This window comes from Candidatus Streptomyces philanthi, from assembly GCF_059553635.1.
Genome location: NZ_JCANQV010000061.1, coordinates 1 through 24433 on the forward strand (window position 1 = coordinate 1; position 24433 = coordinate 24433).

The 24433-nt window shown below is 73.5% G+C and carries 20 protein-coding genes and 1 tRNA gene; 8 read left to right on the forward strand and 13 right to left on the reverse strand.

The genetic code is table 11. The features are described from left to right. On the reverse strand, positions 1–139 hold a 139-nt coding region (locus AC51EU_RS10300), incomplete at its 3' end, for a DUF2510 domain-containing protein (RefSeq protein ID WP_496266479.1). Between the two features lie 239 nt (positions 140–378). On the opposite strand from AC51EU_RS10300, the gene AC51EU_RS10305 reads away from it, so the two are divergent. Continuing rightward, positions 379–852 (forward strand): SsgA family sporulation/cell division regulator, encoded by a 474-nt coding sequence (locus AC51EU_RS10305; RefSeq protein WP_496266459.1) that lies wholly within the window; start codon positions 379–381, stop codon positions 850–852. 56 nt (positions 853–908) lie between these two features. Here the strand turns inward: AC51EU_RS10305 and AC51EU_RS10310 are convergent, their stop codons facing one another. Further along, positions 909–1301, reverse strand: a complete 393-nt coding sequence (locus AC51EU_RS10310) for a VOC family protein (protein WP_496266460.1) — start codon at positions 1299–1301, stop codon at positions 909–911. Between the two features lie 254 nt (positions 1302–1555). Beyond that, the gene (locus tag AC51EU_RS10315; RefSeq protein WP_496266461.1) at positions 1556–1900 is read right to left on the reverse strand and encodes a hypothetical protein; all 345 of its coding nucleotides are present in this window, start codon (positions 1898–1900) and stop codon (positions 1556–1558) included. Between the two features lie 317 nt (positions 1901–2217). On the opposite strand from AC51EU_RS10315, the gene AC51EU_RS10320 reads away from it, so the two are divergent. Beyond that, positions 2218–2430, forward strand: a complete 213-nt coding sequence (locus AC51EU_RS10320; RefSeq protein ID WP_496266462.1) for a DUF4287 domain-containing protein — start codon at positions 2218–2220, stop codon at positions 2428–2430. A 21-nt stretch (positions 2431–2451) separates the two neighbouring features. Here AC51EU_RS10320 and AC51EU_RS10325 read toward each other — a convergent pair whose 3' ends face one another. From AC51EU_RS10325 to hppD, 3 genes are all read right to left on the reverse strand, one after another. Next, entirely contained in the window at positions 2452–3885 is a 1434-nt protein-coding gene (locus AC51EU_RS10325) for a dihydrolipoyl dehydrogenase family protein (RefSeq protein WP_496266463.1), read from the reverse strand. A 168-nt stretch (positions 3886–4053) separates the two neighbouring features. Next, positions 4054–5418, reverse strand: a complete 1365-nt coding sequence (locus tag AC51EU_RS10330; RefSeq protein ID WP_496266464.1) for an FAD-binding oxidoreductase — start codon at positions 5416–5418, stop codon at positions 4054–4056. A gap of 84 nt (positions 5419–5502) precedes the next feature. Next, complete coding sequence (gene hppD / locus AC51EU_RS10335; RefSeq protein WP_496266465.1) at positions 5503–6657, reverse strand: 4-hydroxyphenylpyruvate dioxygenase; 1155 nt, start codon at positions 6655–6657, stop codon at positions 5503–5505. 129 nt (positions 6658–6786) lie between these two features. Here hppD and AC51EU_RS10340 point away from each other — a divergent pair, with 129 nt between their 5' ends. From AC51EU_RS10340 to AC51EU_RS10360, 5 genes are read left to right on the forward strand one after another with little or no spacing between them, the layout of a single operon-like run. Beyond that, positions 6787–7254, forward strand: a complete 468-nt coding sequence (locus AC51EU_RS10340; protein WP_496266466.1) for an Lrp/AsnC family transcriptional regulator — start codon at positions 6787–6789, stop codon at positions 7252–7254. 16 nt (positions 7255–7270) lie between these two features. Continuing rightward, complete coding sequence (locus tag AC51EU_RS10345; RefSeq protein ID WP_496266467.1) at positions 7271–7918, forward strand: ABC transporter permease; 648 nt, start codon at positions 7271–7273, stop codon at positions 7916–7918. Further along, positions 7911–9173 (forward strand): betaine/proline/choline family ABC transporter ATP-binding protein, encoded by a 1263-nt coding sequence (locus AC51EU_RS10350; RefSeq protein WP_496266468.1) that lies wholly within the window; start codon positions 7911–7913, stop codon positions 9171–9173. The genes AC51EU_RS10345 and AC51EU_RS10350 overlap by 8 nt, the downstream gene beginning before the upstream one ends. Next, positions 9170–10060, forward strand: coding sequence for an ABC transporter permease (locus AC51EU_RS10355; protein WP_496266469.1), 891 nt, complete (start codon positions 9170–9172; stop codon positions 10058–10060). The genes AC51EU_RS10350 and AC51EU_RS10355 overlap by 4 nt, the downstream gene beginning before the upstream one ends. Beyond that, a complete protein-coding gene (locus AC51EU_RS10360) occupies positions 10057–11037 on the forward strand; it encodes a glycine betaine ABC transporter substrate-binding protein (RefSeq protein ID WP_496266470.1) in 981 nt (326 codons plus the stop codon). The genes AC51EU_RS10355 and AC51EU_RS10360 overlap by 4 nt, the downstream gene beginning before the upstream one ends. 1 nt (position 11038) lies before the next feature. On the opposite strand, the gene AC51EU_RS10365 is transcribed toward AC51EU_RS10360, so the two are convergent. The 4 genes from AC51EU_RS10365 to AC51EU_RS10380 all read right to left on the reverse strand — a co-directional run bounded on the left by AC51EU_RS10365 (position 11039) and on the right by AC51EU_RS10380 (position 16224). Then, positions 11039–11818 carry a S16 family serine protease gene (locus AC51EU_RS10365; protein ID WP_496266472.1) on the reverse strand — a complete coding sequence of 260 codons (780 nt, stop codon included), beginning with the start codon at positions 11816–11818 and terminating at the stop codon, positions 11039–11041. A gap of 44 nt (positions 11819–11862) precedes the next feature. Next, positions 11863–12504, reverse strand: coding sequence for an IclR family transcriptional regulator (locus AC51EU_RS10370; protein ID WP_496266473.1), 642 nt, complete (start codon positions 12502–12504; stop codon positions 11863–11865). A 291-nt stretch (positions 12505–12795) separates the two neighbouring features. Next, on the reverse strand, positions 12796–14595 hold the full coding sequence (locus tag AC51EU_RS10375; RefSeq protein WP_496266474.1) for a DEAD/DEAH box helicase: 1800 nt from the start codon (positions 14593–14595) through the stop codon (positions 12796–12798). 129 nt (positions 14596–14724) lie between these two features. Beyond that, positions 14725–16224, reverse strand: coding sequence for an MFS transporter (locus tag AC51EU_RS10380; protein WP_496266475.1), 1500 nt, complete (start codon positions 16222–16224; stop codon positions 14725–14727). A gap of 238 nt (positions 16225–16462) precedes the next feature. Between AC51EU_RS10380 and AC51EU_RS10385 the strand changes: the two genes are divergently transcribed. Then, a tRNA-Cys gene (locus AC51EU_RS10385) sits at positions 16463–16534 on the forward strand. Positions 16535–16926: 392 nt separating this feature from the next. On the opposite strand, the gene AC51EU_RS10390 is transcribed toward AC51EU_RS10385, so the two are convergent. The 3 genes from AC51EU_RS10390 to AC51EU_RS10400 are packed head-to-tail and all read right to left on the reverse strand — an operon-like array spanning position 16927 to position 24085. Further along, positions 16927–19266, reverse strand: coding sequence for a xanthine dehydrogenase family protein molybdopterin-binding subunit (locus AC51EU_RS10390; RefSeq protein WP_496266476.1), 2340 nt, complete (start codon positions 19264–19266; stop codon positions 16927–16929). Further along, positions 19263–23192, reverse strand: coding sequence for a 2Fe-2S iron-sulfur cluster-binding protein (locus AC51EU_RS10395; RefSeq protein WP_496266477.1), 3930 nt, complete (start codon positions 23190–23192; stop codon positions 19263–19265). The genes AC51EU_RS10390 and AC51EU_RS10395 overlap by 4 nt, the downstream gene beginning before the upstream one ends. Then, positions 23189–24085, reverse strand: coding sequence for an FAD binding domain-containing protein (locus AC51EU_RS10400; RefSeq protein WP_496266478.1), 897 nt, complete (start codon positions 24083–24085; stop codon positions 23189–23191). Before AC51EU_RS10400 ends, AC51EU_RS10395 begins: the two co-directional genes overlap by 4 nt. Positions 24086–24433 lie beyond the last annotated feature (348 nt).

Here is a 24433-nt window from a genome sequence, read left to right on the forward strand (position 1 = left end):
CCTCGGCGGGCGCGGGCCGGCTGGTGCCCGGTACCCAGGCGGCGCCGTTCCAGTACCGGATGTAGCCGGGGATCGACGGGTCCGGGTAGAAGCCTGGCGTGGGGCTGCCGCCGGCGGATCCTGAGGTAGGGGCGCTCATGTCCGAAGTCCCGTATCTGTTCTCGGCCTGGTGGGTGTGGACGGCAGTGTGCCGCAACGCGGCGTCCACATCTATCAGACGGCGGATCATGGCAGCGCCGCCCCCGCCCGTGACCACCTGGAAGAGCGTCCCGAAAAAAGTTGTACGAAGTCGCGTAATGGTCCGGCGTCCACCGCCTCTATGTCAGTGCGGGCACTTCGCAGGGGCCCGCACGAAGCAGAAGCAGAGAGGCGGACCTCATGCACACCGTGGTGGAACGAGAGCTGGAGCTGGGCCTGGTCGTGTCCCCGGAGCGCAGCGTTCCGGTGCCGGCGCGACTGGCCTACCGGACCGACGACCCCTACGCCGTCCATGTCACCTTCCACATCGGCTCGGACTGCCCCGTCAACTGGACGTTCGCCCGCGAACTGCTCGTCGAGGGCGTGTTCCGGCCGTGCGGCCAGGGGGACGTGCGGGTGTGGCCGACGAAGGTGGACGGGCGCAGCCTGGTCTGCATGGCGCTCAGCTCCCCCGACGGCGACGCCCTGCTGGAGGCCCCGGCCGCCGCGGTCTCGGCCTGGCTGGAGCGCACCCTGCGGGTGGTGCCCCCGGGGAGCGAGCAGAAGCACCTGGGCATCGACAAGGGGCTGAGCGAGCTGCTCGCCCTGGCGCCCCGCGACGAACTGTGGTCGAGCGACCCGTGGACCGACGACTTCCCGGAGCCCGGCGCGTGACCGGCGCCCACCGGGAGATCCCGTGGGACGGGGGTGCGGAGACGGGGCGCGGGGCGTCAGACGGTGGCGCTCTCGGAGCGGGTGAGGAACTCGATGGCATGCCCGTCGGGGTCGTCGACATAGAAGCCGCGGCCGCCGCGGCGGTGGTTGAGGCTGCCCGGCTCCCCGTGGTGCGGTTCGGCCCAGTACGGCAGGCCGCGCGCGCGGACCCGGGAGTGGATGGTGTCGAACTCCTCGTCGGAGACGAGGAACGCGAAGTGCTGCGGGACGATGCTGTCGCGGTCGACGAGGGTGTCCGCGTAGTCGAGGGTCACGCCGTCGTCGAGCGGGACGGCGGCGAACGGGCCGAACGGCCGTGGATCGGGGGCGCCGAGGAGTGTGGTGAGGAAACGGGCGGACGCGAAGCGGTCCGTGGCGTGGACGATGGTGTGGTCGAGGTGTGCCGGCACGGTGGCCTCCTGTGGTGATGTTTTTCCCTCAGGGCCTGGAGTGCGGTCCGTGATCGAGGCTACGCCCGTGGGAGTGAACGGGGAATCGGGATTTCGACCTAGGTCCGGACCAGGAGGCCGGTGCCTCGGCGGAGCGGGGGCGCGACCCTGCGGGCCAGGTCACGCGGGGGTGACGGTGGCGAGCGGGGTGGTGCGCGGCCCGGGGTGTGGAGCGTCCCGGGGGCGGGCCCGGTGCCGGGCGGGCCCGCCCGGGGTCATACCCGGAGGTCGGGCGCGGTGCGGCGCCGGTACGTGGTGGTGGGCGGTCGTTCCGTCGGCGCCGGGCCGGTGCCGGTGGAGCCGCAGCGGCGGCACGGGTGGCGGCGGATGGCCTCGGGGTGGACACCGGCGCCGTAGTGGTACACGTCCTCCACGGCTCCGCCGCAGTGCGGGGTGGCGCAGCGCGCGGCGGCCTTCTGCGCCGCGGGGCCGGTGCCCCGGCGCGGGGGCAGATTGCAGAACACGCACGGGAAGAGGTGGATGCCGCCGTTCTCCTCCGCGAAGTTGTGCAGGACGGCCACGGCTTCGGGGGCGCGGCAGTGGGGACAGATGCATGCCATGTGCCCTCATCCTCGTGAAGGGCGCGGGGGCCGTGGCGCGCTTGGTGATCATTCACCCGGACGATGGGGGTTCGTGCCGTGGCGCTGACGCTGCGCGTTCAGGGGGGCGGTTCGGAAGCCGGTACGCGGCGGGCCGTGGCGCGCGGGCCCGGACATGGGGCGTGAGGCGGGCTCCGGCGCAGGTCGGCGGCGGGCGCGGGTCAATTGTCAGTGCCCCGTGCTCTGATACGGGTCAGGGGGCGGGACCGTACGGACGGTCCGCGGCGCGGTGCCGCCCCGGCCGTGTACGCGCGGACAGGACGAACATGGAGATCACCATGGCGGATGCCGTGAAAGGCCCTGCGAGCTATTTCCCCTCGATCGAGAAGAAGTACGGACGCCCGGTGGCGGAGTGGAAGGACCTCATCCGCTCCTCGCCCCTGACCCGGCACATGGAGCTGGTCACCTGGCTCAAGACCGCGCACGGGCTCGGCCACGGCCACGCCAACGCCCTGGTGGCCCACACCCTCGCCGAGGACGAGGGCATATGAGGCAGCGGCCCTGACCGGCCCCTATCCCCGGTACGCCTCCAGCAGTCTGAGCCAGACCTCGCTGATCGTCGGGAAGGAGGGGACCGCGTGCCAGAGGCGTTCGACGGGCACCTCGCCGGCCACGGCGACGGTCGCGGAGTGCAGGAGTTCGCCGACGCCGGGGCCGACGAAGGTGGCGCCGAGCAGGATCTCGCGGTCGAGGTCGACGACCATCCGGGCCCGGCCCCGGTAGCCGTCGCCGTAGAGGGCGGCGCCGGCGACGGCGCCGAGGTCCTGGTCGACGGCGCGGACGCGGTGGCCCGCGCGTTCGGCCTCGGCGGCGGTGAGGCCGACGGCCGCGGCCTCGGGGTCGCTGAAGACGACCTGGGGGACGGCCACGGTGTCCGCGGTGGCGGAGTGGGCCCCCCAGCGGTCGGTCTCCAGGATCGGGACGCCCTGGGCGCGGGCGCTGATGGCGGCGCCCGCGATCCGGGCCTGGTACTTGCCCTGGTGGGTGAGGAGCGCGCGGTGGTTGACGTCGCCGACGGCGTAGAGCCAGCCGTCGGCGAGGGCGGTGACCCGGCAGCTGTCGTCCACCTCCAGCCAGGAGCCGGGCTCCAGGCCGACGGTCTCCAGGCCGATGTCGTCGGTGCGCGGGGCGCGTCCGGTGGCGATGAGGAGTTCGTCGGCGACGATCTCCTCGCCGGTGTCGAGGACGACGGTGGCCGCGCCGTCTCGCGCCTCGCGCCGTACCTCGGTGACCGAGACGCCGAAGCGGAGCATCGCCCCGGCCTCGGCGAGGGATTCGGCGACCAGCCGGCCGGCGAAGGGTTCCATACGGGGCAGCAGTCCGTCGCCGCGGACGAGGAGGGTCACCCCGGCGCCGAGGGCCCGCCAGGCGGTGGCCATCTCGACGCCGACCACTCCCCCGCCGACGATCACCAGCCGTCCGGGGACGGCGCGTGCGCTGGTCGCCTCGCGGCTGGTCCAGGGCCGGGCCCCGGCCAGGCCGGGGACGGGCGGGAGCAGGGCCCGGCTGCCGGTGCACACCGCGACGGCGTGCCGGGCGGTGAGCACCCGTCCGTCGACGCTCACCCGCCGGGGTCCGTCGAGGCGTCCCTGGCCGCGGACGAGGTCGATGCCGGCCGACTCCAGCCAGCGGACCTGCCCGTCGTCCTTCCAGTGGGAGGCGAAGGCGTCGCGGTGGGCGAGGACGGCGGGGGTGTCCAGGGGGCCGTCGGCGGCGTCCTTGAGGCCGGGGACGCTGCGGGCCTCGGAGCGTGCGGTGACCGGCCGCAACAGTGCCTTGCTGGGCATGCACGCCCAGTAGGAGCATTCGCCGCCGACGAGTTCGCTCTCGACGATGACGGCGCTCAGCCCGGCGGCGTGCACCCGGTCGGCGACGTTCTCCCCGGTGGGCCCGGCACCGAGCACGATGACGTCATAGGTGTCCGCGGCGGTCGGGGTCGCTGTCATCGGCTCCTCGCTCCCTGCTGGGCGTGGCGGCCGGCGGGGCCGGTCCGGGTGCGGGGCCCGGGGCCCCTCGGGCCCATCCTCCGGCGCGGCGGTGGTCCCCGCATCCGGCGCTCGCCCGTTCCGACGGCGGCGGTGGCACGGCGGAGCGCCGCCGGGCCCGCCCCGCCGTCAGAAGAGTTTGCCCGGGTTGAGCAGCCCGTGCGGGTCGAAGACGTCCTTGATGCCGCGGTGGAGTTCCAGGCCGACGGGGCCGAGTTCGCGGGCGAGCCATTCCTTCTTGAGGACGCCGACGCCGTGTTCACCGGTGATGGTGCCGCCCAGTTCGAGGCCGAGGGCCATGATGGCGTCGAAGGAGGCGCGGGCCCGGCGGGTCTCGTCGGGGTCGTGGGCGTCGAAGCAGACGGTCGGGTGGGTGTTGCCGTCGCCGGCGTGGGCGCAGACGCCGATGGTGAGGTCGTACTTCTCGGCGATGGCGGCGGTGCCCTCCAGCATGGCGGCGAGCCGGGAGCGGGGGACGCACACGTCGTCGATCATCGTGGCGGTGTTGAGCCGTTCGAGGGCGGTGAGGGTGACGCGCCGGGCCTGGAGGAGCAGGTCGGACTCGGCGGGCGTCTCGGCGGGCACGACCTCGGTGGCCCCGGCCGCGGTGCACAGGGCGCCGACGGCGGCGAGGTCGGCGGCCGGGTCGGGGGTGTCGAAGGCGGCGAGCAGCAGGGCCTCGGTGGTGTCCGGGAGGCCCATGTGGGTCATGGCGTTGACGGCGCGGACGCTCGTACGGTCCATGAGTTCGAGGAGGGCGGGGGCGTGGCCGCGGGCCATGATCTCGCAAACGGCGTCGCAGGCGGCGGCGGTGGAGGGGAACTCCGCTGCGAGGGCGAGCTGGGCGGGCGGCTGGGGCCGCAGGGCGAGCACGGCGCGGACGACGACGCCGAGGGTGCCTTCGGAGCCGACGAAGAGGCGGGTGAGGTCGTAGCCCGCGACGCCCTTGGCGGTGCGCCGTCCGGTGCTCAGCAGCCGGCCGTCGGCGAGGACGACGTCGAGGCCGAGGACGTATTCGGCGGTGACGCCGTACTTGACGCAGCACAGTCCGCCGGAGGCGGTGCCGATGTTGCCGCCGATGGAGCACTCCTCCCAGCTGGAGGGGTCCGGCGGGTAGTAGAGGCCGTGCGCGTTGACGGCGCGGGAGAGGACGGCGTTGACGACGCCGGGTTCGACGACGGCGGTGCGGTCGACGGGGTTGATCTCCAGGATGCGGTCCATCTTGGAGAGCGAGAGGACGATGCAGCCGTCGGAGGCGTTGGCGGCGCCGGAGAGCCCGGTGCGGGAGCCCTGGGGGACGACGGGGACGCGCAGCGCGGTGGCGGTGCGCATGATGTGCTGGACCTGTTCGACGGTGCGGGGCAGGGCGACGACGGCGGGGGTGCCGGCCGCGCAGAAGCTCGCCATGTCGCGGGCGTAGGAGCCGGTGACGTCGGGGTCGGTGAGGAGCGCTTCCTCGGGGAGTCCGGTGCGCAACTGTGCGATGAGGTCCATGTGGTCAGCGTGGCACCGCGGGGGCGTCCGGGGAAGATCGCGGACGGGTGCGGCCGGGGCGGGACGGGCCCCGGCCGCCGCGGTTCAGAGGTTGCCGCGCTTGGCCTGCTCGCGCTCGATGGCCTCGAAGAGGGCCTTGAAGTTGCCCTTGCCGAAGCCCATGGAGCCGTGGCGCTCGATCATCTCGAAGAAGACGGTCGGGCGGTCCTGGACCGGCTTGGTGAAGATCTGGAGCAGGTATCCGTCCTCGTCGCGGTCGACGAGGATCTTCAGCTCGCGCAGGGTCTCGACGGGGACGCGGGTCTCGCCGGCCCATTCGCCGAGGGTGTCGTAGTACGAGTCGGGGGTGTCGAGGAATTCGACGCCGGCGGCGCGCATCGCCCGGACGCTGGCGACGATGTCGTTGGTGGCGAGGGCGATGTGCTGGACGCCGGGGCCGCCGTAGAACTCCAGGTATTCGTCGATCTGCGACTTCTTCTTGGCGATCGCGGGCTCGTTCAGCGGGAACTTGACCTTGCGGGTGCCGTCCGCGACGACCTTCGACATCAGGGCGGAGTATTCGGTGGCGATGTCGTCGCCGACGAACTCCTTCATGTTGGTGAAGCCCATGACGTTGTTGTAGAAGGCCACCCACTCGTCCATCTTGCCGAGTTCGACGTTGCCGACGCAGTGGTCGATGGCCTGGAAGCGGCGGGGGCCGGGCTCGGTGATCGGGGCGGCGGAGACGAATCCGGGCAGGTAGGGGCCGTCGTATCCGGAGCGTTCGACGAGGGTGTGCCGGGTCTGGCCGTAGGTGGCGATCACGGCGCGGACGACGGTGCCGTGCTCGTCCTTGGTGTCGTAGGGCTCCTCGATGCCGGTGGCGCCGTGGTCGAGGGCGTAGGCGTAGGCGGCGCGGGCGTCGGGGACCTCGATGGCGAGGTCGATGACGCCGTCACCGTGCGCGGCGACATGGTCGGCGAGGAAGCGGCCCCAGTCCGTGGTCGGCTTGATCACGGAGGTGAAGACGAACCGGGCGGAGCCGGATTCGAGTACGTAGGCGGCCGTCTCGCGGTTGCCGTTCTCCGGTCCGGAGTAGGCGACCCGCTTCATGCCGAAGGCGGTGGCGTAGTAGTGCGCGGCCTGCTTGGCGTTGCCGACGGCGAAGACGACCGCGTCCATCCCCTTGACCGGGAAAGGGTCTGCCGAGCGGGCCGTGCCGGGGGTGGGGTGCTGGGTGTGCGTCGTGGTGTCTGCCATGTCGGCAGAGTCCCGCCGATCCACAAGGTGCGCAATAGTTTGTGCATTTGCTGGGCAACATGCCTAGCGTTCCCCCGGAGTTGCGGGGCTATCTGTACAGGATGACCATCGAATGTGGAGGTACCCGCGATGGCGATCGATCATTTGGACGGGGCGCTTCTGGAGCTGCTGGCGCGGGAGCCGAGGATCGGGGTCCTGGAGGCGTCCCGGCGGCTCGGGGTGGCGCGCGGCACGGTGCAGGCGCGGCTGGACCGCCTTCAGTCGAACGGAGTGATCCGCGGCTTCGGCCCGGAGGTGGACCCGGCGGCGCTGGGCTATCCGGTGACCGCATTTGCCACGCTTGAGATCAAACAGGGACAGGGCCAGGACGTCCGCGCCCATCTGGCGACCGTTCCCGAAGTACTTGAGTTGCATACAACGACCGGACACGGGGACATGCTCTGCAGGCTCGTCGCACGGTCCAACGCCGATCTCCAACGTGTGATCGACCGGGTCGTGGGGTTTGATGGCATTGTGCGGGCCTCAACGGCAATCGTCATGGAAAATCCGGTTCCGTTGCGGATCATCCCCCTGGTGCAGCAGGCATCGGGGAACTGACCGAGGAGGGCGCCGAGTGAGCTTCTGGGAGTACGTCGGCACCCGCCACGCACAACTGCTGACGGACGCGCTCCAGCACGTCTGGGCCGTCCTCCAATGCATGGCCGCCGCCACCGTCCTCGGCGTCCTCCTTGGCGTCGTCACCTACCGCAGTACCTGGGCCGGCAACCTCGCCACCACCTCCACCGCCACCATCCTCACCGTCCCCTCACTGGCCCTGATCGGCCTGCTGATCCCGGTCGTCGGCCTCGGCGTCGCCCCCACCGTCATCGCGCTGACCCTGTACGGGCTGCTGCCCGTGGTGCGCAACGCCGTCGTCGGACTGCGCGGGGTGGACGCGACCCTGGTCGACGCCGCCCGCGGCATCGGCATGTCCCGGGCCGCCCAGCTGCTGCGGGTCGAGCTGCCGCTGGCCTGGCCGCCGATCCTCACCGGCATCCGCGTCGCCACCCAGATGCTCATGGGCATCGCCGCGGTCGCCGCCTACGCCTCCGGTCCCGGCCTCGGCAACGAGATCTTCCGCGGGATCTCGTCGCTGGGCAGCGCCAACGCCCTCAACCAGGTGCTCGCCGGCACCCTCGGCATCGTCGTCCTCGCCCTGCTCGTCGACGCCGCGTACGTCCTCATAGGCCGTCTGACCATCCCGAGGGGGATTCGTGCCTGAGACTCCCGCGCCCGTCGCCGGTTCCGGCGCCCGCATCGAGCTGGAGAACCTGACGAAGATCTACCCGGGCAGCTCCGCGCCCGCCGTCGACAACGTCAACATGGAGATCAAGGCGGGCGAGCTGGTCGTCTTCGTCGGCCCCTCGGGCTGCGGCAAGTCCACCACCCTGAAGATGATCAACCGGCTGATCGAGCCGAGCGGCGGCCGGATACGCATCGGCGACGAGGACGTCACCGCCATCGACCCCGTCCGGCTGCGCCGCAAGGTCGGCTACGCCATCCAGTCCTCCGGCCTCTTCCCCCACATGACCGTCGCCCAGAACATCGCCCTCGTCCCGAAGATGAACGGCTGGTCCAAGACGCGGGTCAGGCACCGGGTCGAGGAGATGCTCGACCTCGTCGGGCTGGACCCCCGCGAGTTCCACGGCCGCTACCCCCGCCAGCTCTCCGGCGGCCAGCAGCAGCGCGTCGGCGTCGCCCGCGCCCTCGCCGCCGACCCGCCCGTCCTGCTGATGGACGAGCCGTTCGGCGCGGTCGACCCGATCACCCGCGACCACCTCCAGGACGAGCTGATCCGCCTCCAGCACGAGCTGCACAAGACGATCTGCTTCGTCACCCACGACTTCGACGAGGCGATCAAGCTCGGCGACCGCATCGCGGTGCTCCGCGAACGCTCGCACATCGCCCAGTTCGACACCCCCGAGGCGATCCTCACCAACCCCGCCGACGACTTCGTCTCCGGCTTCGTCGGCGCCGGCGCCGCCCTCAAGCGCCTCAACCTCACCCGCGTCCGCGACGTCGGCGTCGTCGACATCGCCACCGCCGCCGTCGACGACCCCCTCCAGTCGATCTTCGACCTGCTGCGTGACGGCGCCAGCACCGAGGTACTGCTGCTCGACCGGCACCGCCGCCCCTACAAGTGGCTGCGGCGCGGCGACCTGATGCGCGCCAAGGGGTCGCTGGCCCGCGCCGGCACGCTGGTGCACGACACCGTCACCCGCGACGCGACCCTGCGCGACGCGCTGGAGGCCGTCCTCACCGACAACGCGGGCCGGGTCCCGGTCACCGGGCGGCGCGGCGAGTACATCGGCGTGGTCGACATGGAGACGCTGATGAACAACGTCCACGAACTGCTGGAGGCCGACCGCCTGGAGGCCCTGGAACACCGCCACCAGCTCGACGAGGAACGCGCCCGCCGCACCCGGCTCGCCCAGGAAGGGCTGGACGCGGACGGCGGGGCGGGGGTCACCGCGTGAGCCCCCGCGACGCGCGCCGCCCGCCCCGGGACGAGCGGCCGCCGGGCGAGCACGAGGTGTGCGGCCTGGCGTTCCGGGACGAGGCGCACGCCGAGGCCCACGAGGCCGCGGAACGCAGGCCCCCGGACCACCCGGCCGCGCCCCCGCCCCGCATCGGCTGGCGGCGCGCCACGGTCACCCCCGTCTTCCTGGCGCTGGTGCTGCTCGCCACCTGGCTGTGGTTCCGCGGCGCCCGGCTGGACTCCATCGCGCACCAGGCGGTGGACCACGGCAAGGTGGGGCTGGCGCTGCGCCAGCACCTCGTACTGACCGCGGTCTCCACCGTCCTCGTGCTGGCCATCGCGATCCCGCTGGGCATCGCGCTGACCCGTGCCGCGCTGCGCCGGGCCATGCCCGTCGCGGTGGCCGCCGCCAACCTGGGCCAGGCCGTGCCCGCGCTGGGCCTGCTGGTGCTGCTGGTGATCTGGCTGGGCATCGGCGCCCGCGCCGCGATCACCGGCATGGTGATCTACGCGGTGCTCCCGGTGCTGGCCAACACCATCGCCGGGCTGCGCGCCATCGACCCGACGCTGACCGAGGCGGCCCGCGGCATCGGCATGTCCCCCCTGGGCGTCCTGGCCAAGGTCGAACTCCCGCTGGCCGTACCGCTGATCCTCGCCGGGGTGCGCAACGCGCTGGTGCTCAACGTCGGCACCGCGACCCTGGCCACCTTCGGGGGCGGCGGCGGGCTCGGCGACCTGATCTCCGCGGGCATCATCACCCAGCGCATGCCGGTGCTGATCCTCGGCTCCGTACTGACCGTCGTGCTGGCGCTGCTGGTCGACTGGCTGGCCTCGCTCGCCGAACTGCGGCTGCGCCCGCGCGGCCTGGAAGGGGCGGCCCGATGACGCGAAGGACGCGCCTCCTGCCGGCCACCGCCGCGCTGTGCGCCCTGGCACTGCTCGGCGGCTGCGGGCTGGTCAGCGGCAGCCCGATGACCGACGACGTGCGGCCGGGCACGGTGGGGCGGGGCCTGCCGCTCAAGGGCGCCGAGCTGACCGTGACGTCCAAGGAGTTCACCGAGAACATCGTCCTCGGCCAGATCATGGGCCTGGTGCTGAAGGCCGCCGGCGCCACCGTCGTCGACCGGACCAACATCCAGGGCTCCATCGGCGCCCGTGAGGCCGTACGCTCCGGCACCGCCGACGGGATGTACGAGTACACCGGCACCGGCTGGATCACCTACCTCGGGCACACCACGCCCATCGCCGATCCGCACGCGCAGTGGGTGGCGGTACGCGACGCGGACCGCCGCAACGGCGTCGACTGGCTGCCGCCCTCCCGTCTCGACAACACCTACGCCCTCGCCCTGAACACCGCCAACCTCAAGAAGTACCGGATCAGGACGCTGTCCGAGCTGGCCGCGCTGATCAACCGGAAGCCGGGCGCCGTCACCCTGTGCGTGGAGAACGAGTTCGCCACCCGCGACGACGGGCTGCCCGGCATGGCCGAGCGGTACGGCATGCGCATCCCGTCCGGCAACGTCCGCAGGATGACCGGCGGCGTGGTCTACACCGAGACGGCGCTGGGCCGCTCCTGCACCGTCGGCGAGGTCTTCACCACCGACGGGCGGATCAAGGCGATGGGCCTGACCGCGCTCGCCGACGACAAGCACTTCTTCCCCAACTACAACGCCGCGCCCGTGATCCACGCGGCGACGCTGCGCAAGCACCCGCAGATCGCCGCGCTCCTCGCGCCCGTCACCAAGGCGCTGGACAACACCGTCGCCCGCCGGCTCAACGCCAAGGTGGACGTCGAGGGGCAGGACCCGCACGAGGTCGCCAAGGAATGGCTGATCGCGAAGGGCTTCCTCACGGCGGGGTGAGTCAGCAGGCGGGGACCTTGCCGCCGCGCTCCAGCGCCTTGAGCGCGTCCACCGCCCCGCCCAGCGACGTCACCGGGATCAGCCGCAGGCCCTCGGGACGCTCGGCCGCGGCCGTCGCGCACTCCTGCCGCGGGACGAGGAAGACGGTGGCGCCGTCGCGCCGGGCGGCCCGCAGCTTCAGCGGGACCCCGCCGACGGGGCCGACCGCGCCGTCCGCGGCGATGGTGCCGGTGCCGGCGATCCTGCGGCCGCCGGTGAGGTCGCCGCCCGCGCCGTCCCCGTCCAGCTTGTCGACGATGCCGAGCGCGAACATCAGCCCGGCGCTGGGCCCGCCGACGTCCGCGAGGCTCAGCTTGACCTTGACGCCCTTGTCCGACCGGTGCAGATGGCCGAGCGCGGCGCCGGTCGCGGCGTCCTGGGACTCCTTCATCTGCGCCGCGTTGTGCTCGGCGATCTCCTCGGTGCTGCCGCCCACCGGGTAGACCGACTCGCGCGGCATCACGGCCTCGTCCGCGCGGAACCAGCCCTTGACCACGTCCGGCAGGCGCACCGAGGCGTCCGGCCCGGTGGCGACGATCGAGGTCATCCGCAGCTGTCCGCTGGTGGGGCGGGTCGCGGCCCCGGAGACGGTGATCACCGGCCTGCCCTTGTCCTTGCCGAGGACGTCCGCCGTCATCCCCGGGTACGCCACCGAGTACGGCAGCGGTGCGAGGGCCGCCGTGATCAGCAGGGCGGCGACGGGGACGGAGCAGACCACCAGGGTGCGGGCGCGGGAAGACACCCCGCCACCCTAAAGGACCCGGGCGCGGGGAGCGTCCGGCCACCTCAGCGCAGCGCCTCGGCGACCTCGCGGGCCGCGTCCAGGACCCGGGGGCCGACCCGGTCGGAGACGTTGTCGGCGAGCATCACCACGCCCACGCTCCCCTCCAGTCCGCTCACCCCGAGCAGCGGCGCCGCCGCCCCGCTCGCCCCGGCCTCCAACTCCCCGTGTGTCAGCGCGAGTCCGCCGTCGCGGATCTGCCCCTGCCGGGCCATGAGGATCGCCCGGCCCGCCGCGCCCCGGTCCAGCGGGTGCCGGAAGCCGGTGCGGTAGGCGACGTGGTAGTCCGTCCAGGTCGGCTCCACCACGGCGACGGCCAGCGCCTCGGCGCCGTCGACCAGGGTGAGGTGGGCGGTGGCGCCGATGTCCTCGGCGAGGGAGCGCAGCGCGGGCAGCGCCGCCTCTCTGACGAGCGGGTGCACCTGGCGGCCCAGGCGCAGTACGCCCATGCCGACCCGGGCCCGGCCGCCGAGATCGCGGCGCACCAGAGCGTGCTGCTCCAGGGTGGCCAGCAATCGGTAGACCACGGTGCGGTTGACGCCGAGCTTGTTGGACAGCTCGGTGACGGTCAGCCCGTGGTCGGTGTCGGCGAGCAGTTTCAGGACGCGCAGTCCTCGGTCGAGCGTCTGGGAGGTCTCCGCGGTCACGACGCCCCTCCTGGTGTGAGTGGCGGCGCTCCGGTACAGCCCGCTGCCGTCCCGGAGCAGCGCGCAAGAGGCCGCCGGTCGCATGGCACCGGCTGCGCTCCGCGGCGGCGCTGCCACGGGGCGTGTGCGTGTCCGGGACAGTAGCGACCCAGTCCGCTCAGCGGAAGGGTCCGTCCAGAATCCGGGCCCACCCGCCCGGAATCGTCCGTTCTGGGCTACCCGTACGGGTGAATCTTTCTTCAACCAGGGCCATAGGCCCGGCGGTTCGTGCCCGCCGGGCCCTTCACGGGCTCACCGCATCCGGGTGGCCCACTCCCGCACCTTCTTGATCCGCTCGTTCAGCTGCCCGGCCGTCGCCTCCGCGCTCGGCGGCCCGCCGCACACCCGGCGCAGCTCGGTGTGGATCACGCCGTGCGGCTTCCCGCTCTGGTGCACATACGCGCCCACCAGCGTGTTCAGCTGCTTGCGCAGCTCCAGCAGCTCCTTGTGCGTGACCACCGGGCGGCGCTCGGCCGGCAACTCCAGCAGATCGGCCTCGGCGTCCGGCCGCTTCTTGCTGTGCGCGATCTGCCGGGCCTGCCGCTTCTGGAGCAGCAGCTGCACCTGGTCCGGCTCCAGCAGCCCGGGGATACCGAGGTAGTCCTGCTCCTCCTCGCTGCCCGCGTGCGCCTGCATGCCGAACTCGGCGCCGTCGTAGAGCACCCGGTCGAAGACCGCCTCCGACTCCAGCGCCTCGAACGAGAACTGCTCCTGCTCCCCGGTGTCCTCGTCCTGCTGCTTGTTGGCCTCGTCCATCTCCTTCTCGGACTCGGCGTACGGGTCCTCCTCGCCGTCCTTCTTCGGCTTGTCGAGGACGTGGTCGCGCTCGACCTCCATCTCGTTGGCGAAGCCGAGCAGCGACGGCACCGTCGGCAGGAACACCGAGGCGGTCTCCCCGCGCTTGCGGGACCGCACGAAGCGGCCGACGGCCTGCGCGAAGAACAGCGGTGTGGAGATCGTCGTCGCGTACACCCCGACCGCCAGACGCGGCACGTCGACGCCCTCGGACACCATCCGCACCGCGACCATCCACCGGTCGTCGGACCGGGAGAAGTCGTCGATGCGCTGCGAGGCCCCGCTGTCGTCGGAGAGCACCAGCGTGGCGCCGGTACCGGTGATCTCCCGGATCAGCTTGGCGTAGGCGCGGGCCTGCTCCTGGTCGGAGGCGATGACCAGCGCGCCGGCGTCCGGGATGCCCTTGCGGACCTCGGTCAGCCGCCGGTCGGCGGCGCGCAGCACGTTCGGCATCCACTCGCCGCGCGGGTCCAGGGCGGTGCGCCACGCCTGCGAGACGGCGTCCTTGGTCATCGGCTCGCCCAGCCGGGCGGCGATCTCGTCGCCCGCCTTCGTCCGCCAGCGCATGTTGCCGCTGTACGAGAGGAAGATCACCGGCCGGACGACGCCGTCGCCGAGCGCGTTGCCGTAGCCGTAGGTGTAGTCCGCCGCGGATCTGCGGATGCCGTCGTTGCCCTCCTCGTACGTCACGAACGGGATCGGGTTGGTGTCGGAGCGGAACGGGGTGCCGGTCAGCGCGAGACGGCGGGTGGCCGGCTCGAACGCCTCCAGGCACGCCTCGCCCCAGGACTTGGAGTCGCCCGCGTGGTGGATCTCGTCGAGGATGACCAGCGTCTTGCGCTGCTCGATGCGGTTGCGGTGCAGCATGGGCCGCACCCCGACACCGGCGTAGGTCAGCGCGACACCGTGGTACTCGCGGCCCAGGGGGCCCGCGCTGTACTCGGGGTCGAGCTTGATCCCGACCCGGGCCGCGGCCTCGGCCCACTGCTTCTTCAGGTGCTCGGTCGGTGCGACGACCGTCACCTGCTGCACGACATGGTGGTGCAGCAGCCAGGAGGCGAGGGTGAGCGCGAACGTCGTCTTGCCCGCTCCGGGCGTGGCGACCGCGAGGAAGTCCCGCGGCTGGGTCTGGATGTAGCGGTCCATGGCCGCCTGCTGCCAGGCACGCAGCTTGTTGGCGGTACCCCAGGGGGCCCGTCCCGGGAACGCCGGGGACAGGTGATGGTTGTTGGCGGTGGCGCTGGTGGTGGTAGTCACGGTCTCCGTCGGCTGGCTCGGGGAACGGCAACCGCGTCAGCCTACCCGTGCCCCCGTTCACGCCCCGGGGGTACGGCACCGGGTCACCCGGCGGTGGGACCGAGGTCACATCAAGGGGACGGCGCGGGCTCACCCCTCCCGGGGCCGCAGCCGTCCCGCGAGGACCGCGCCCAGGGCCGCCACCACCGCCATCGCCGCGAAGACCGCCGCGAACGCCGCCGGGTGCCCCGGGGCGCCGCCCGCCGCCGCACCCACCGCGCCACCGCCGAAGGCGACGAACAGGACGCCGCCGACGCCCACGAAGGTGACATTGCCCAGCGCGTCCGACATCTGGAGCGACGCGGAGTTCGCTCCCGCCTCCTCGGGGCGGGACAGCTTGAGCAGCAGCACACCGCCGCTGGAGATGTTCAGGCCCATCCCGAAACCGGCGGCCGTCCACGCCGCCGCCACCAGCCACCGCGGGCTCCCGTCGAGCAGCGCCAGCGGCACCACCGCCGTGGCGACCGCGAGCAGCGCCATGCCCAGCCCCATCAGCCGCTCCCGGTAGGGCTCCAGACGCGGACGGCTCTGCACGTACGAGCCGAGCGCCCAGGTCAGGCCGCCGCCGGTCAGGGAGAGCCCGGCGAACGTGGCGGACAGGCCGCGCTGGGTGACCAGCATCAGCGGGATGAAACTCTCCGCCGCGACCAGCGCGCCCGCCGCGAGTCCGCGCATCAGCACCACGGACGGCAGCCCCCGCGCCGCCCGGAACGTGCCCCGGGGCAGCAGCCGCAGCACAGCGGGTACCAGCAGCGCCAGGCCCGCGGCGGCCTGCACCAGCGCGTACCAGGACGGATGCTGGCCCGCGTACTGGAGCAGACAGGCGCCCGCCGCGACGGCCAGCGCGAGCAGGGCGCGGCGGCTGCGCAGCACCCGGAGGAAGCCGCCGTCCGCGCGCTCCCCGGTGCGCGGCAGGGCCCGCAGCGCGGGCAGCATCACCAGCAGCGGCAGCAGGACCAGCACCGGGATCGAGAGGAACACCCACCGCCAGCCCAGCCCCTCGGTGACCGCCCCGGCGACCAGCGGCCCGACGATCACCGGCAGCACCCAGGCCGCGGAGAACGACGCCATCACCGAGGGCCGCAGCCGCTCCGGATAGGCCCGGCCGACCACGACGTACAGGGAGACCAGCACCAGCCCGCCACCGAAGCCCTGCACCCCGCGCCCCGCGATGAACATCCCCATGCTCTGCGCGCCCCCCGCGGCCAGCAGTCCGGCGCCGAACGCGGCGATGCCGGTGAACAGCGGCGCGAGGGGCCCTCGGCGGTCGTTCCACTCGCCGGCCAGCGCCATGGCGAACAGGCTCGCGGTGAAGAAGGCCGAGAACGCGAAGGCGTACAGGGCCACACCGTCGAGAGCACGGGCGGCGACCGGCATCGCGGTGTTCACCGCACTCGCCTCGAACGCGACAAGGGAGACGACGGAGATGATGCCGAACGTCAGCGCCCGGTGCGTCCGCCCGAGTATCCCGCCCCCGTCGTCCTCGGCGAGGGCGGAGACGGCATCGGACCGGGACGGTCCCCGGGAGCCGTCGGTCCGGTCGGGCGGGGTGGTGGTGACGTCGACGTCACCCGGCAGATCGGCGCTCATCGGGCCAGCGTAAGGGGCTCGGAGACCGATCACCCCTGTCCGGAGACGGGGAGCGGGTCGGCCGTAGGGCCTACGACCCGGGGGGCGGGCCGCCGTACGCCGACGGCGGGCGGACCGCTTCACTCGCGGGCCCCCACCTGCCCCCGTGAACCCCGTATTGCGATCTCATGGCAGACCGCACGGCCCCCTTGCCCGCCCCCTCCCCCCGCGACCTACAGTCGACGCAGCACACCAACACGGCCGTGTGCCCGAGTGGTTGAGGGACTCGCCTGCAAAGCGAGTTACGCGGGTTCGATTCCCGCCACGGCCTCTCACGCAGCCCCGGTCCGTCCATCGCGGAGCCTTCCGCCGGACGGGCCGGGGCTCGTCTCATCGGCCGATCACGCCCGGCGTGCCCGTTTTCCGGCTCGCGTCCGGCGAGACGCGCCCCCTTCTCCCGCCTTCACCCTTCAGGGCGTTGACAGCCATACAGCCACTCCGTCACGCTGAGTGACGAAAAGGCTTCCGGGTGGTCCGGGGTCTGAGACGGGGGATTGTCCTATGCGTACGTTGGGCTTCGTTCGGCCTGCTCTGCCAGGACCGACCAGGAATGTCATCGGGGCGGGGAGTCACGTCCGCGGCCTGCCGGGCCGTGTGCCCGGCAGGTCATCGGATACGTCCGGGGCCGTGAACGGTCTCCCCGGACGCCCCGGTTGTACGCCCTTAGCCGTGTACCGCCGTCGGTGGTTGCGCGACCGCGGCCTGGGGGCGGATCGGGAGGCGGCCGATGGGGCGGCCGGTGGCGGCGCGGACGGCGGAGGCCACGGCGGCGGGCGAGGTGACGACCGGTACGGCGCTGGCGGCCTTGGCGCCGAACGACGCCACCACATCGCGTTCCTCGACCAGCTTGACGATCTTGATGTCGGGGGCGTCCAACGCGGTCGGCAGCGCGTACCCGGTGAGATCCGGTTGCCGGACCACACCGCGCGTGGTGCGCAGGTTCTCCATCAGTGCCGCCCCCAGTCCCTGGGTGACGCCGGCCTCGATACGGGCCCGCAGCTGACGCGGGTTGAGCACCCGCCCGACGTCCTGGGCCACGGCCATCTCCACGACCCGGATCGTGCCCAGTTCGATGTCGACGTCGGCGACGCACCGGATGGCGCAGAAGGCGAGGCCGACGAAGGCGTCGCCCTGCCCGTTCTCGTCCAGCGGCTCGGTCGGATGCGGACGGCACTGGGCGGTCGCCCACAGCTCCTTGCCGTCCAGCGCCTCCGCGACGGTGGTGCTGAGCACCCCGTCGTACGAGGTGATCTTGCCGTCGTTGATCTGGAGGAGTTCGGTGGACATGCCGAACTTGTGGGCCAGGGGTTGCAGCAGTTGCGTACGGACCATCTTCGCGGCGCGTTCGATGGCGCCGCCGGACACCCAGGTGTGGCGGCCGTGGGAGGCGGGGCCCGCCGGGGGCTGGTCGGTGTCGACGCCCGCGACATACACCTCCTCGACGCCCAGCGTCTCCTGCACGATCTGCCGGGCCAGGGTGGAGAAGCCCGAGCCGGTCTCGACGGCGGCGCAGATGACGGTGGCGACCGAGCCGCTGACCTTGACCGTGGCGGTGGACACCTCGTCCGCGCCCTCCGCGCCGAGCATGTGCACCATGCCCAGCGCGTAGCCGACGCCGCGGCGCACCGCGCCCGGCTCCCCCGCGCCCTCCGGGCCGCCCGGGAGCAGCCACTCCGCCTCTGGTGTGTCCTTGGGGAGGTCCGGGAGCGGCGCCTCTTTGACGGCGCGCAGCAGTTCGGCGACCGGGGCGGGGCAGGTGACGGTCTGCCCGGTGGGCAGCAGATCGCCGGTGGCCATGACGTTGCGCATCCGGATCTCGTCCGGTTCAAGGCCCAGCCGCGCGGCCAGCTTGTCCATCTGGCCCTCGTACGCGGCGCACACCTGGAGCGCGCCCTCGCCGCGCATATGGCCGGACGGCGGGTTGTTGGTGCGTACCGCCCAGCCGTCGACGACGGCGTGCGGGACGACGTAGGGGCCGCAGGCGAACGAGACGGCGGCGGCCAGCGCCTCGGCGGAGGTGTCCGCGTAGGCCCCGGCGTCCATCAGGATCTGGGCCTCCACCTTGACGAGCTTGCCCTCACCGTCGGCGTGGTGCCGGAAGCGGAGCAGCGTCGGATGGCGGTGGGCGTGGGCGAGGAAGGACTCCTCCCTCGTGGCGGCCATTTTGACGGGGCATCCCGTACGGAGCGCCAGCAGGCCGAGGGAGAGCTGGACGCCGGGGTCCTCGCGGTCGGCGGTGGCGCCGGGGACACCGGTGACCACGATCTTGACGCGCTCCGGTTCCAGTCCGAAGGAGGCCGCGGCCAGATCACGGTCGGCGTGCGGGGCGGTGGACGCGGTATAGATCTCCACGCCGCCGTCGGGGCGCGGCACGGCGAGACCGGCCTCCGCTCCGATGGGCGCCGGGTCCTGACGGCCGATCCGGTAGAACCCCTCGACCATGACCTCGCCCACGGCCTCCGGGTCGCCGAAACGGAGCGGGATGTGCCGGATGAGGTTGCCGTCGGGGTGCAGCGGCTCGGCCTCGAAGGCGAGCTGCGGGTCGGTGACCGGGTCGAGCAGTTCGTACTCGACGGCGATGGCGGCGGCGGCCAGCCGGGCGGTGTCGGGGTGGTCGGCGGCGACCGCGGCGATCGGCTCGCCGTGGTGGCGGATCTCGTCCCGGGCGAACACCGGGCGGTCCGCGGTGCCGCGCCCGTAACCGGCATCCCCGGGGACGTCCTCATGGGTGACGACGACGCGCACACCGGGCATCTCGGCCGCGGGCCGGGTGTCCAGGGACACGATGCGGGCGCGTGGATGCGGCGAGCGCAGCACCGCGGCCCACAGCAGCCCCTCGGCCCACAAATCGGCGGCGTACGGGAAGGTGCCCTGCGCCTTCGCGTGGGCGTCGGCGGACGGCAGCGAGACGCCCAGGCCCTGCGGCGGTGGATCGGCGGGGGCCGCGGGGGCCATCGCGGAGATCGAGGCGACGGCTGCGGCGACGTCGGTCGGGCCGCTCATGCGGGGTCTCCCGTCTGCGGATCGGCGCCCGGCCCCGGGTGGTACGCCCCGTGCGGGTCGTGGGGGTGGTGGCCGTGAGGGTCGTTCTCGTACGCCGCCGGGGCGGGCGCGGCGGGGTCCCCGGCGTCGACGGGGCCCGCCTGGTGGGGGATACGCGCGGGGTCGGCGGCGGTCTCCTCCGGGGCGACCGCCTCGGCGGCCCGCGCACGCTCCGCGACGACCGTGTCGACGGCGTCCAGCACGCCCCGGTATCCGGAGCAGCGGCAGAGGTTGCCGCACAGCGCCTTACGGGTCTCCAGTTCGCTGGGGGCGTGGTTGCCCTCCAGCAGGTCGTGCACCGTCATCGCCATGCCCGGGATGCAGAAACCGCACTGCACGGCCCCGGATTCGGCGAGCGCGCGCTGGACGTCGGAGGGCTCGCCGTTCACCGCCAGCCCCTCGACCGTACGGACCTCACTGCCCGCCGTGGTCGCCGCCGGCACCAGACACGACGCGACCAGCCGCCCGTCCACCTGGACGGAACAGGCACCGCACTCCCCCTGCGAGCACCCGTCCTTCGCCCCGGCGAGCCCCAGCCGCTCACGCAGCACATGGAGCAGCGACTCACCGATCCAGGCGTCGGTGACCGGCCGGTCGACGCCGTTGACGCGCAGGACGTAGGAGACGTGCGGCAGTTCCTGGGCGTAGGGGTCGACGGCCGGGACGGCGTCGGGGGCCTCCTCGGGAGCGGCGTCCGACGCGGCCTCGGGGGCTGCGGCGGGGGCGGCTTCCGGGGCGGCGGCTGCCTCGGTGGCGCCCTCCGGGGTAGGGGGGCCGTCGGGGGCTGCCGTGTCAGGGGCGGTGTGGTGCACCGCCGCGCCGTGGGTGGCGTGGTGGGCCGCCGCATCGTGGGTGGCCTGGTGGGCCGCTGTCTCGTCCGGGTGCGGGTCCGCCGGGGCGTCGGGCGCCTGGGCCTGTGGTGTCGCTGGGTGGGCGGGCTCGTCCGGAGCCAGCGACGGAGCGGGGGCGGCGCCCTCCACCACCGAGGCGGGGTCGTGCGACTCCGTCGCCGACGGCGGGGCGGAGGCTTCCGCCGGGATGGGAGCGTCCACGGAGGCCGCTGCTGCTTCCGGGGAGAGTGGCAGGGCTTGGGCCTGGGCCTGGGAGAGGTCCTGATGCAGGACCGGGGTACCGGCGTCGGCAGGGACGTCCGGGGTGTCCATGGCACCGGAGGCGGGCGGGCCACCCGGGGCTGGTGGGGCATCCGTGGTGTGGGGGGCGTGCACGTCGGGCGGTACTTCCATGCCACCAGAGGTGAACGCGACAGCCGAGACGTCCGCGTCGCCAGGGGCAAACGCGATAGCCGAAGCGTCAGCATCACCGGAGGCGAACGCGGCAGTCGAAGCGTCAGCGTCACCAGTGGTGGACGTGATGGCCGAAGCGTCCAGCCCACCAGGGGCGGACATGTCGACGGGAGCGTCCGCACCGGCGGGAATCGGCGCGCCGACCGGGGCGTCCGCGCCACCAGGAGCGGGCATCCCCGGCGGAACGTCCGGGCCACCGGGGACGGACCCGTCAGTGGAAGGGTCGCCACCGTCGGGAGCCGAAACACCGCCCGAAACATCCACATCCCCGGGGACGGGCATGCCGACAGCAGCATCAGCACCACCGGGTACAGGCATCCCGACCGGAGCATCCACACCACCAGGGATGGGCATACCGGTCGAGGCATCGACACCGGTGGGCGCAGGCGCGCCAGTCGAGGCGTCCGTACCGCCGGGCACAGGCGTCCCGGCCGAAGCCTCTGCACCCGGCACGGGCACGCCGCCAGTGTCGGTCGCGCCCTCCAGCCCCTCCGGGGCTGTCGGGTTCATCGCACCGGCCACATCCATCGCGCCGTGCGCGTCAGCCCCAGAGGCCCCTGCACCGGCACCATCGATCACGGCGGCGCCGGAGAACTCTGCTCCCGGAACCGCCCCGGTGTCACCGGCGTTTCCGTAGACGTCCGCCCATGGAGCCTCGGCCCCCGGGACCTCGGCGGCGCCGGCCTCCAGCCCCTGAGCGTCCGCCGTACCGGCGTCCATCCCCGGGACATCCGCCCCATGGCCACCCTCTTGGGCATCCGCTTGGCCGTCCCCCACCGGAGCATCGGCCGCCGGGGCCTCCGTCCCGTGGACATCCGGCTCCTGAGACAGCACATGAGACGACTCAAGATGCGATGCCCCGTGGTGCGGCGCCTCATGAGGCGACACCCCATGGTGCGGTGCCTCATGCTGCGGTGCCTCATGAAAAGTCGGCCCGCGAAGAGACGGCTCATGATGGTGCGGCTCATGATGCGACGCCTCATGGGCCCCCTCATGCGCCACGGTCTCCCGCTCACCGGGCTCCGCGACAGCCCCGGGACCCGCATCCAGCCCCGCGTCCGGCTCCATCTCCGAGCCCGCCGGAGCAGCCGTCCCGGCCACTCCTGCCGTCCCGACCGCCTCACCGGCAACCGCCGGCCCAACGCCCTCGGCGCCCTCGGCCGTTCCCGCAACCGTCCCGGCCTCCGCACCCGCGTGCGGACCAACCGCCTCGGCCTCCGCACGCGCATGCGGACCAGCAGCCGCCCCCGCATGCGGATCAGCGCCCGCACCCACATGCGCCCCGGCACCCGGCTCCGCGTACGCCCCGGCCTCCGCACCCGCGTATGCCTGGGCCTGGGCCTCCGCCCCCGCATACGGCGCCCCGCCGGCCGCCCCGGCCGCCGGCTCCTCGTACCCCGTCGGATACGTCGCCCCGTACCCACCCGTGTGGATCTCGTCGGGGATGAACTCGCCGGAGGTCTCCGGGCGTTCGCCGGGGGCCGCCGGGACCGTCCAGGAGGTCTCGGTGGTGTGCGGGGGCTCGGGGGCGGGAGCGGGCGGCCATTGGGCCAACGCGTCGGCGGGGAGCGACCAGTGGCCGGTCGTGCCGGTGGTCGGGGCGGGTGCCGTGGCGCCCGTGCCGTAGGGGTGGCCGCCGTCCCCGGGAGGGTTGTCGCCGGGCAAGCCGGTGCCGTGGGGGTACGGGTCGTCGGCGGTGCCGCCGAACAGCGGGTCCTGCGGCAGCGGGTGGCCGGGGCCGGGTGCGGGCTGTCCCTGCACGGCGGTCCGGCCCGTGCCGTCCGCGCCGGGGGCCGCCGGGAAGCCGCCGTGCCCGGTGCCGGGGGCGCCGCCGTCCTGGGCGGCCTGCCCCGTGGTGTCGTAGAGCCCGTGGGCGCCGCCGTAGGTGTCACCGTGTCCGGTGTACGGGGTGCCGGCGCCGCCGTAGGTGTCGCCGTGCGAGGCGCTGTACGTCTCCTGGGCGCCGTAGCCGCCGGGGTAGCCGGCCTGCGGGTAGCCCGCGGCCGGGTAGCCCTGCGGGGTGTGGCCCGGGTGGCCGGCGGCGCCGTGGTGGCCGGGATGTCCCGTCAGGCGGTCGTTGCCGACGAGGTATTCGCCGGACTCCTCCAGGACCTCCTCGGCGGCGGGGACCGTCCACGATCCCGTGCCGGCGACCGGTTCCGCGCCGCCGGCGGCGGGCCAGTCGGTGTGGTCGGCGTTCCAGGAGCGGGTGTCCCCGTGCGCGGCCGGGTGGCCGTGCGGGTCCTGTCCCGCCGCGGTCTGCGGGTACCCGGCCGCCGGGTCGGCGTACCCGGCGGAGGGGTCGGCGAACGGCATCGTCCACTGGCCCGCGCCCGACGGGTCGGGGGCCGGTGCCGGTGCGGCGGGCGGCTGGGTGAAGGAGGACGGCGGTACATAGCCGTGGCCGGGCGCGGCGAGTGGTTCCGTGCCGGGCGCCCAGTAGCCGCCGGCGCCCAGCGGGCCCGTGGTGAAGCCCTCCGGGAGCTGGACGAAGGCCGTGGCCTCGGATTCGTACTCACCGCCCTTGGGCGGCGGCTGCCACCCCTGGTCGGGCTGCGGCCTGCGGTTTTCTTCGTCGCTCACGAGAGCGCCCTCCCAAGTGCGCGGCGGGCCAGGGCTGCCACCGTACGGCGCAGGTGCAGCGCTGCGGGCGGCAGGGTCTGCGGTTCCGAACCGTCCTGCGGCGGCGCCGGGTCGGGGATGCAGGCGGCGGCGACGTAGTCCCCGAACGCGGTCAGCGCCTCGGGGACCAGGCCGCGGTCGCCGTCCCAGTCGATGAGGGAGGCCACCCACTGCTCGGCCTCCAGGGGCCGCAGCGGCATCGCGGCGACGGCGCCGACCGCGCAGCGGACCTCACGCCGCGCCGGGTCCAGGACCAGGGCGACGGAGGCGACGGCCCGGCCGGGGCCGGTGCGCCCGGTGGCCTTGAGGAACGCCTGCGGGGCGTGCAGCAGCGGCGCCCGGACGAAGCCGACGAGTTCGCCGGGGTGCAGCATGTCGCGTCCGGCCAGGAGGTGGCTGACCGGGATCTCGCGGCGTGCGCCGTGGGGGCCCGCGATGACCAGGGTGGCCTCCAGGGCGGCGAGCACCGGGAGGGTGTCGCCGGTCGCCGCGGAGGTGACGATGTTGCCGCCGAGGGTTCCGGCGTTGCGGATCTGCGGGGGTCCGGCTGCGCGGGCGGCGGCGGCCAGGCCGGGGATGAGCGCGGCGAAGTCGGGGCGGCCCATGCGGGCGAGGGTGAGTCCGGCGCCGAGCAGGGCGTGGCCGTCCTGGTACTGCCAGCCGCGGATCTCGCGGATGCGGCCGAGGCCCACCAGCCCGGCGGGTCTGAGGAGTCCGGCGTTGATGGCGGCCATGAGGTCGGTGCCGCCCGCGACGGGTACGGCGGTGGGCATGGCGGTGAGTGCCGCCACCGCCTCGTCGAGCGAGGCCGGCAACGTCACCGTGTGCGACGCGTGCGGTGCGTGCGTGGTCAAGCCAACTGCCCCTTCCCCGGTGGCCCGGCAGTTCCGCTCCGCCGTACGGTACGTGCTCACGGCCCGGACGTGGCAACTCTGGCACATCTTCCCGGACCCCTGCCGCGAGGGTCCGCCCAGGGCCTGTCGTGAAAATCGCGCCGACGGGCGGCGCGGCGTCCGGTGCCTGCGGGCGCGAGGCGGAGGCCCGTACCGGAACGCCCCGGCAACGAAGGCGGCCGCCCCGCCCCTTGCGGCGCGCACGTGCCCGACGCCTCGGGACGGGCGGGACGTTCGCCACGCGTTCGGGCGGCGTTCCGTCCGCGTAGGCGGTGCTGGTCCGGTTTCGTCCGGGCGCGTCGGGGCGCA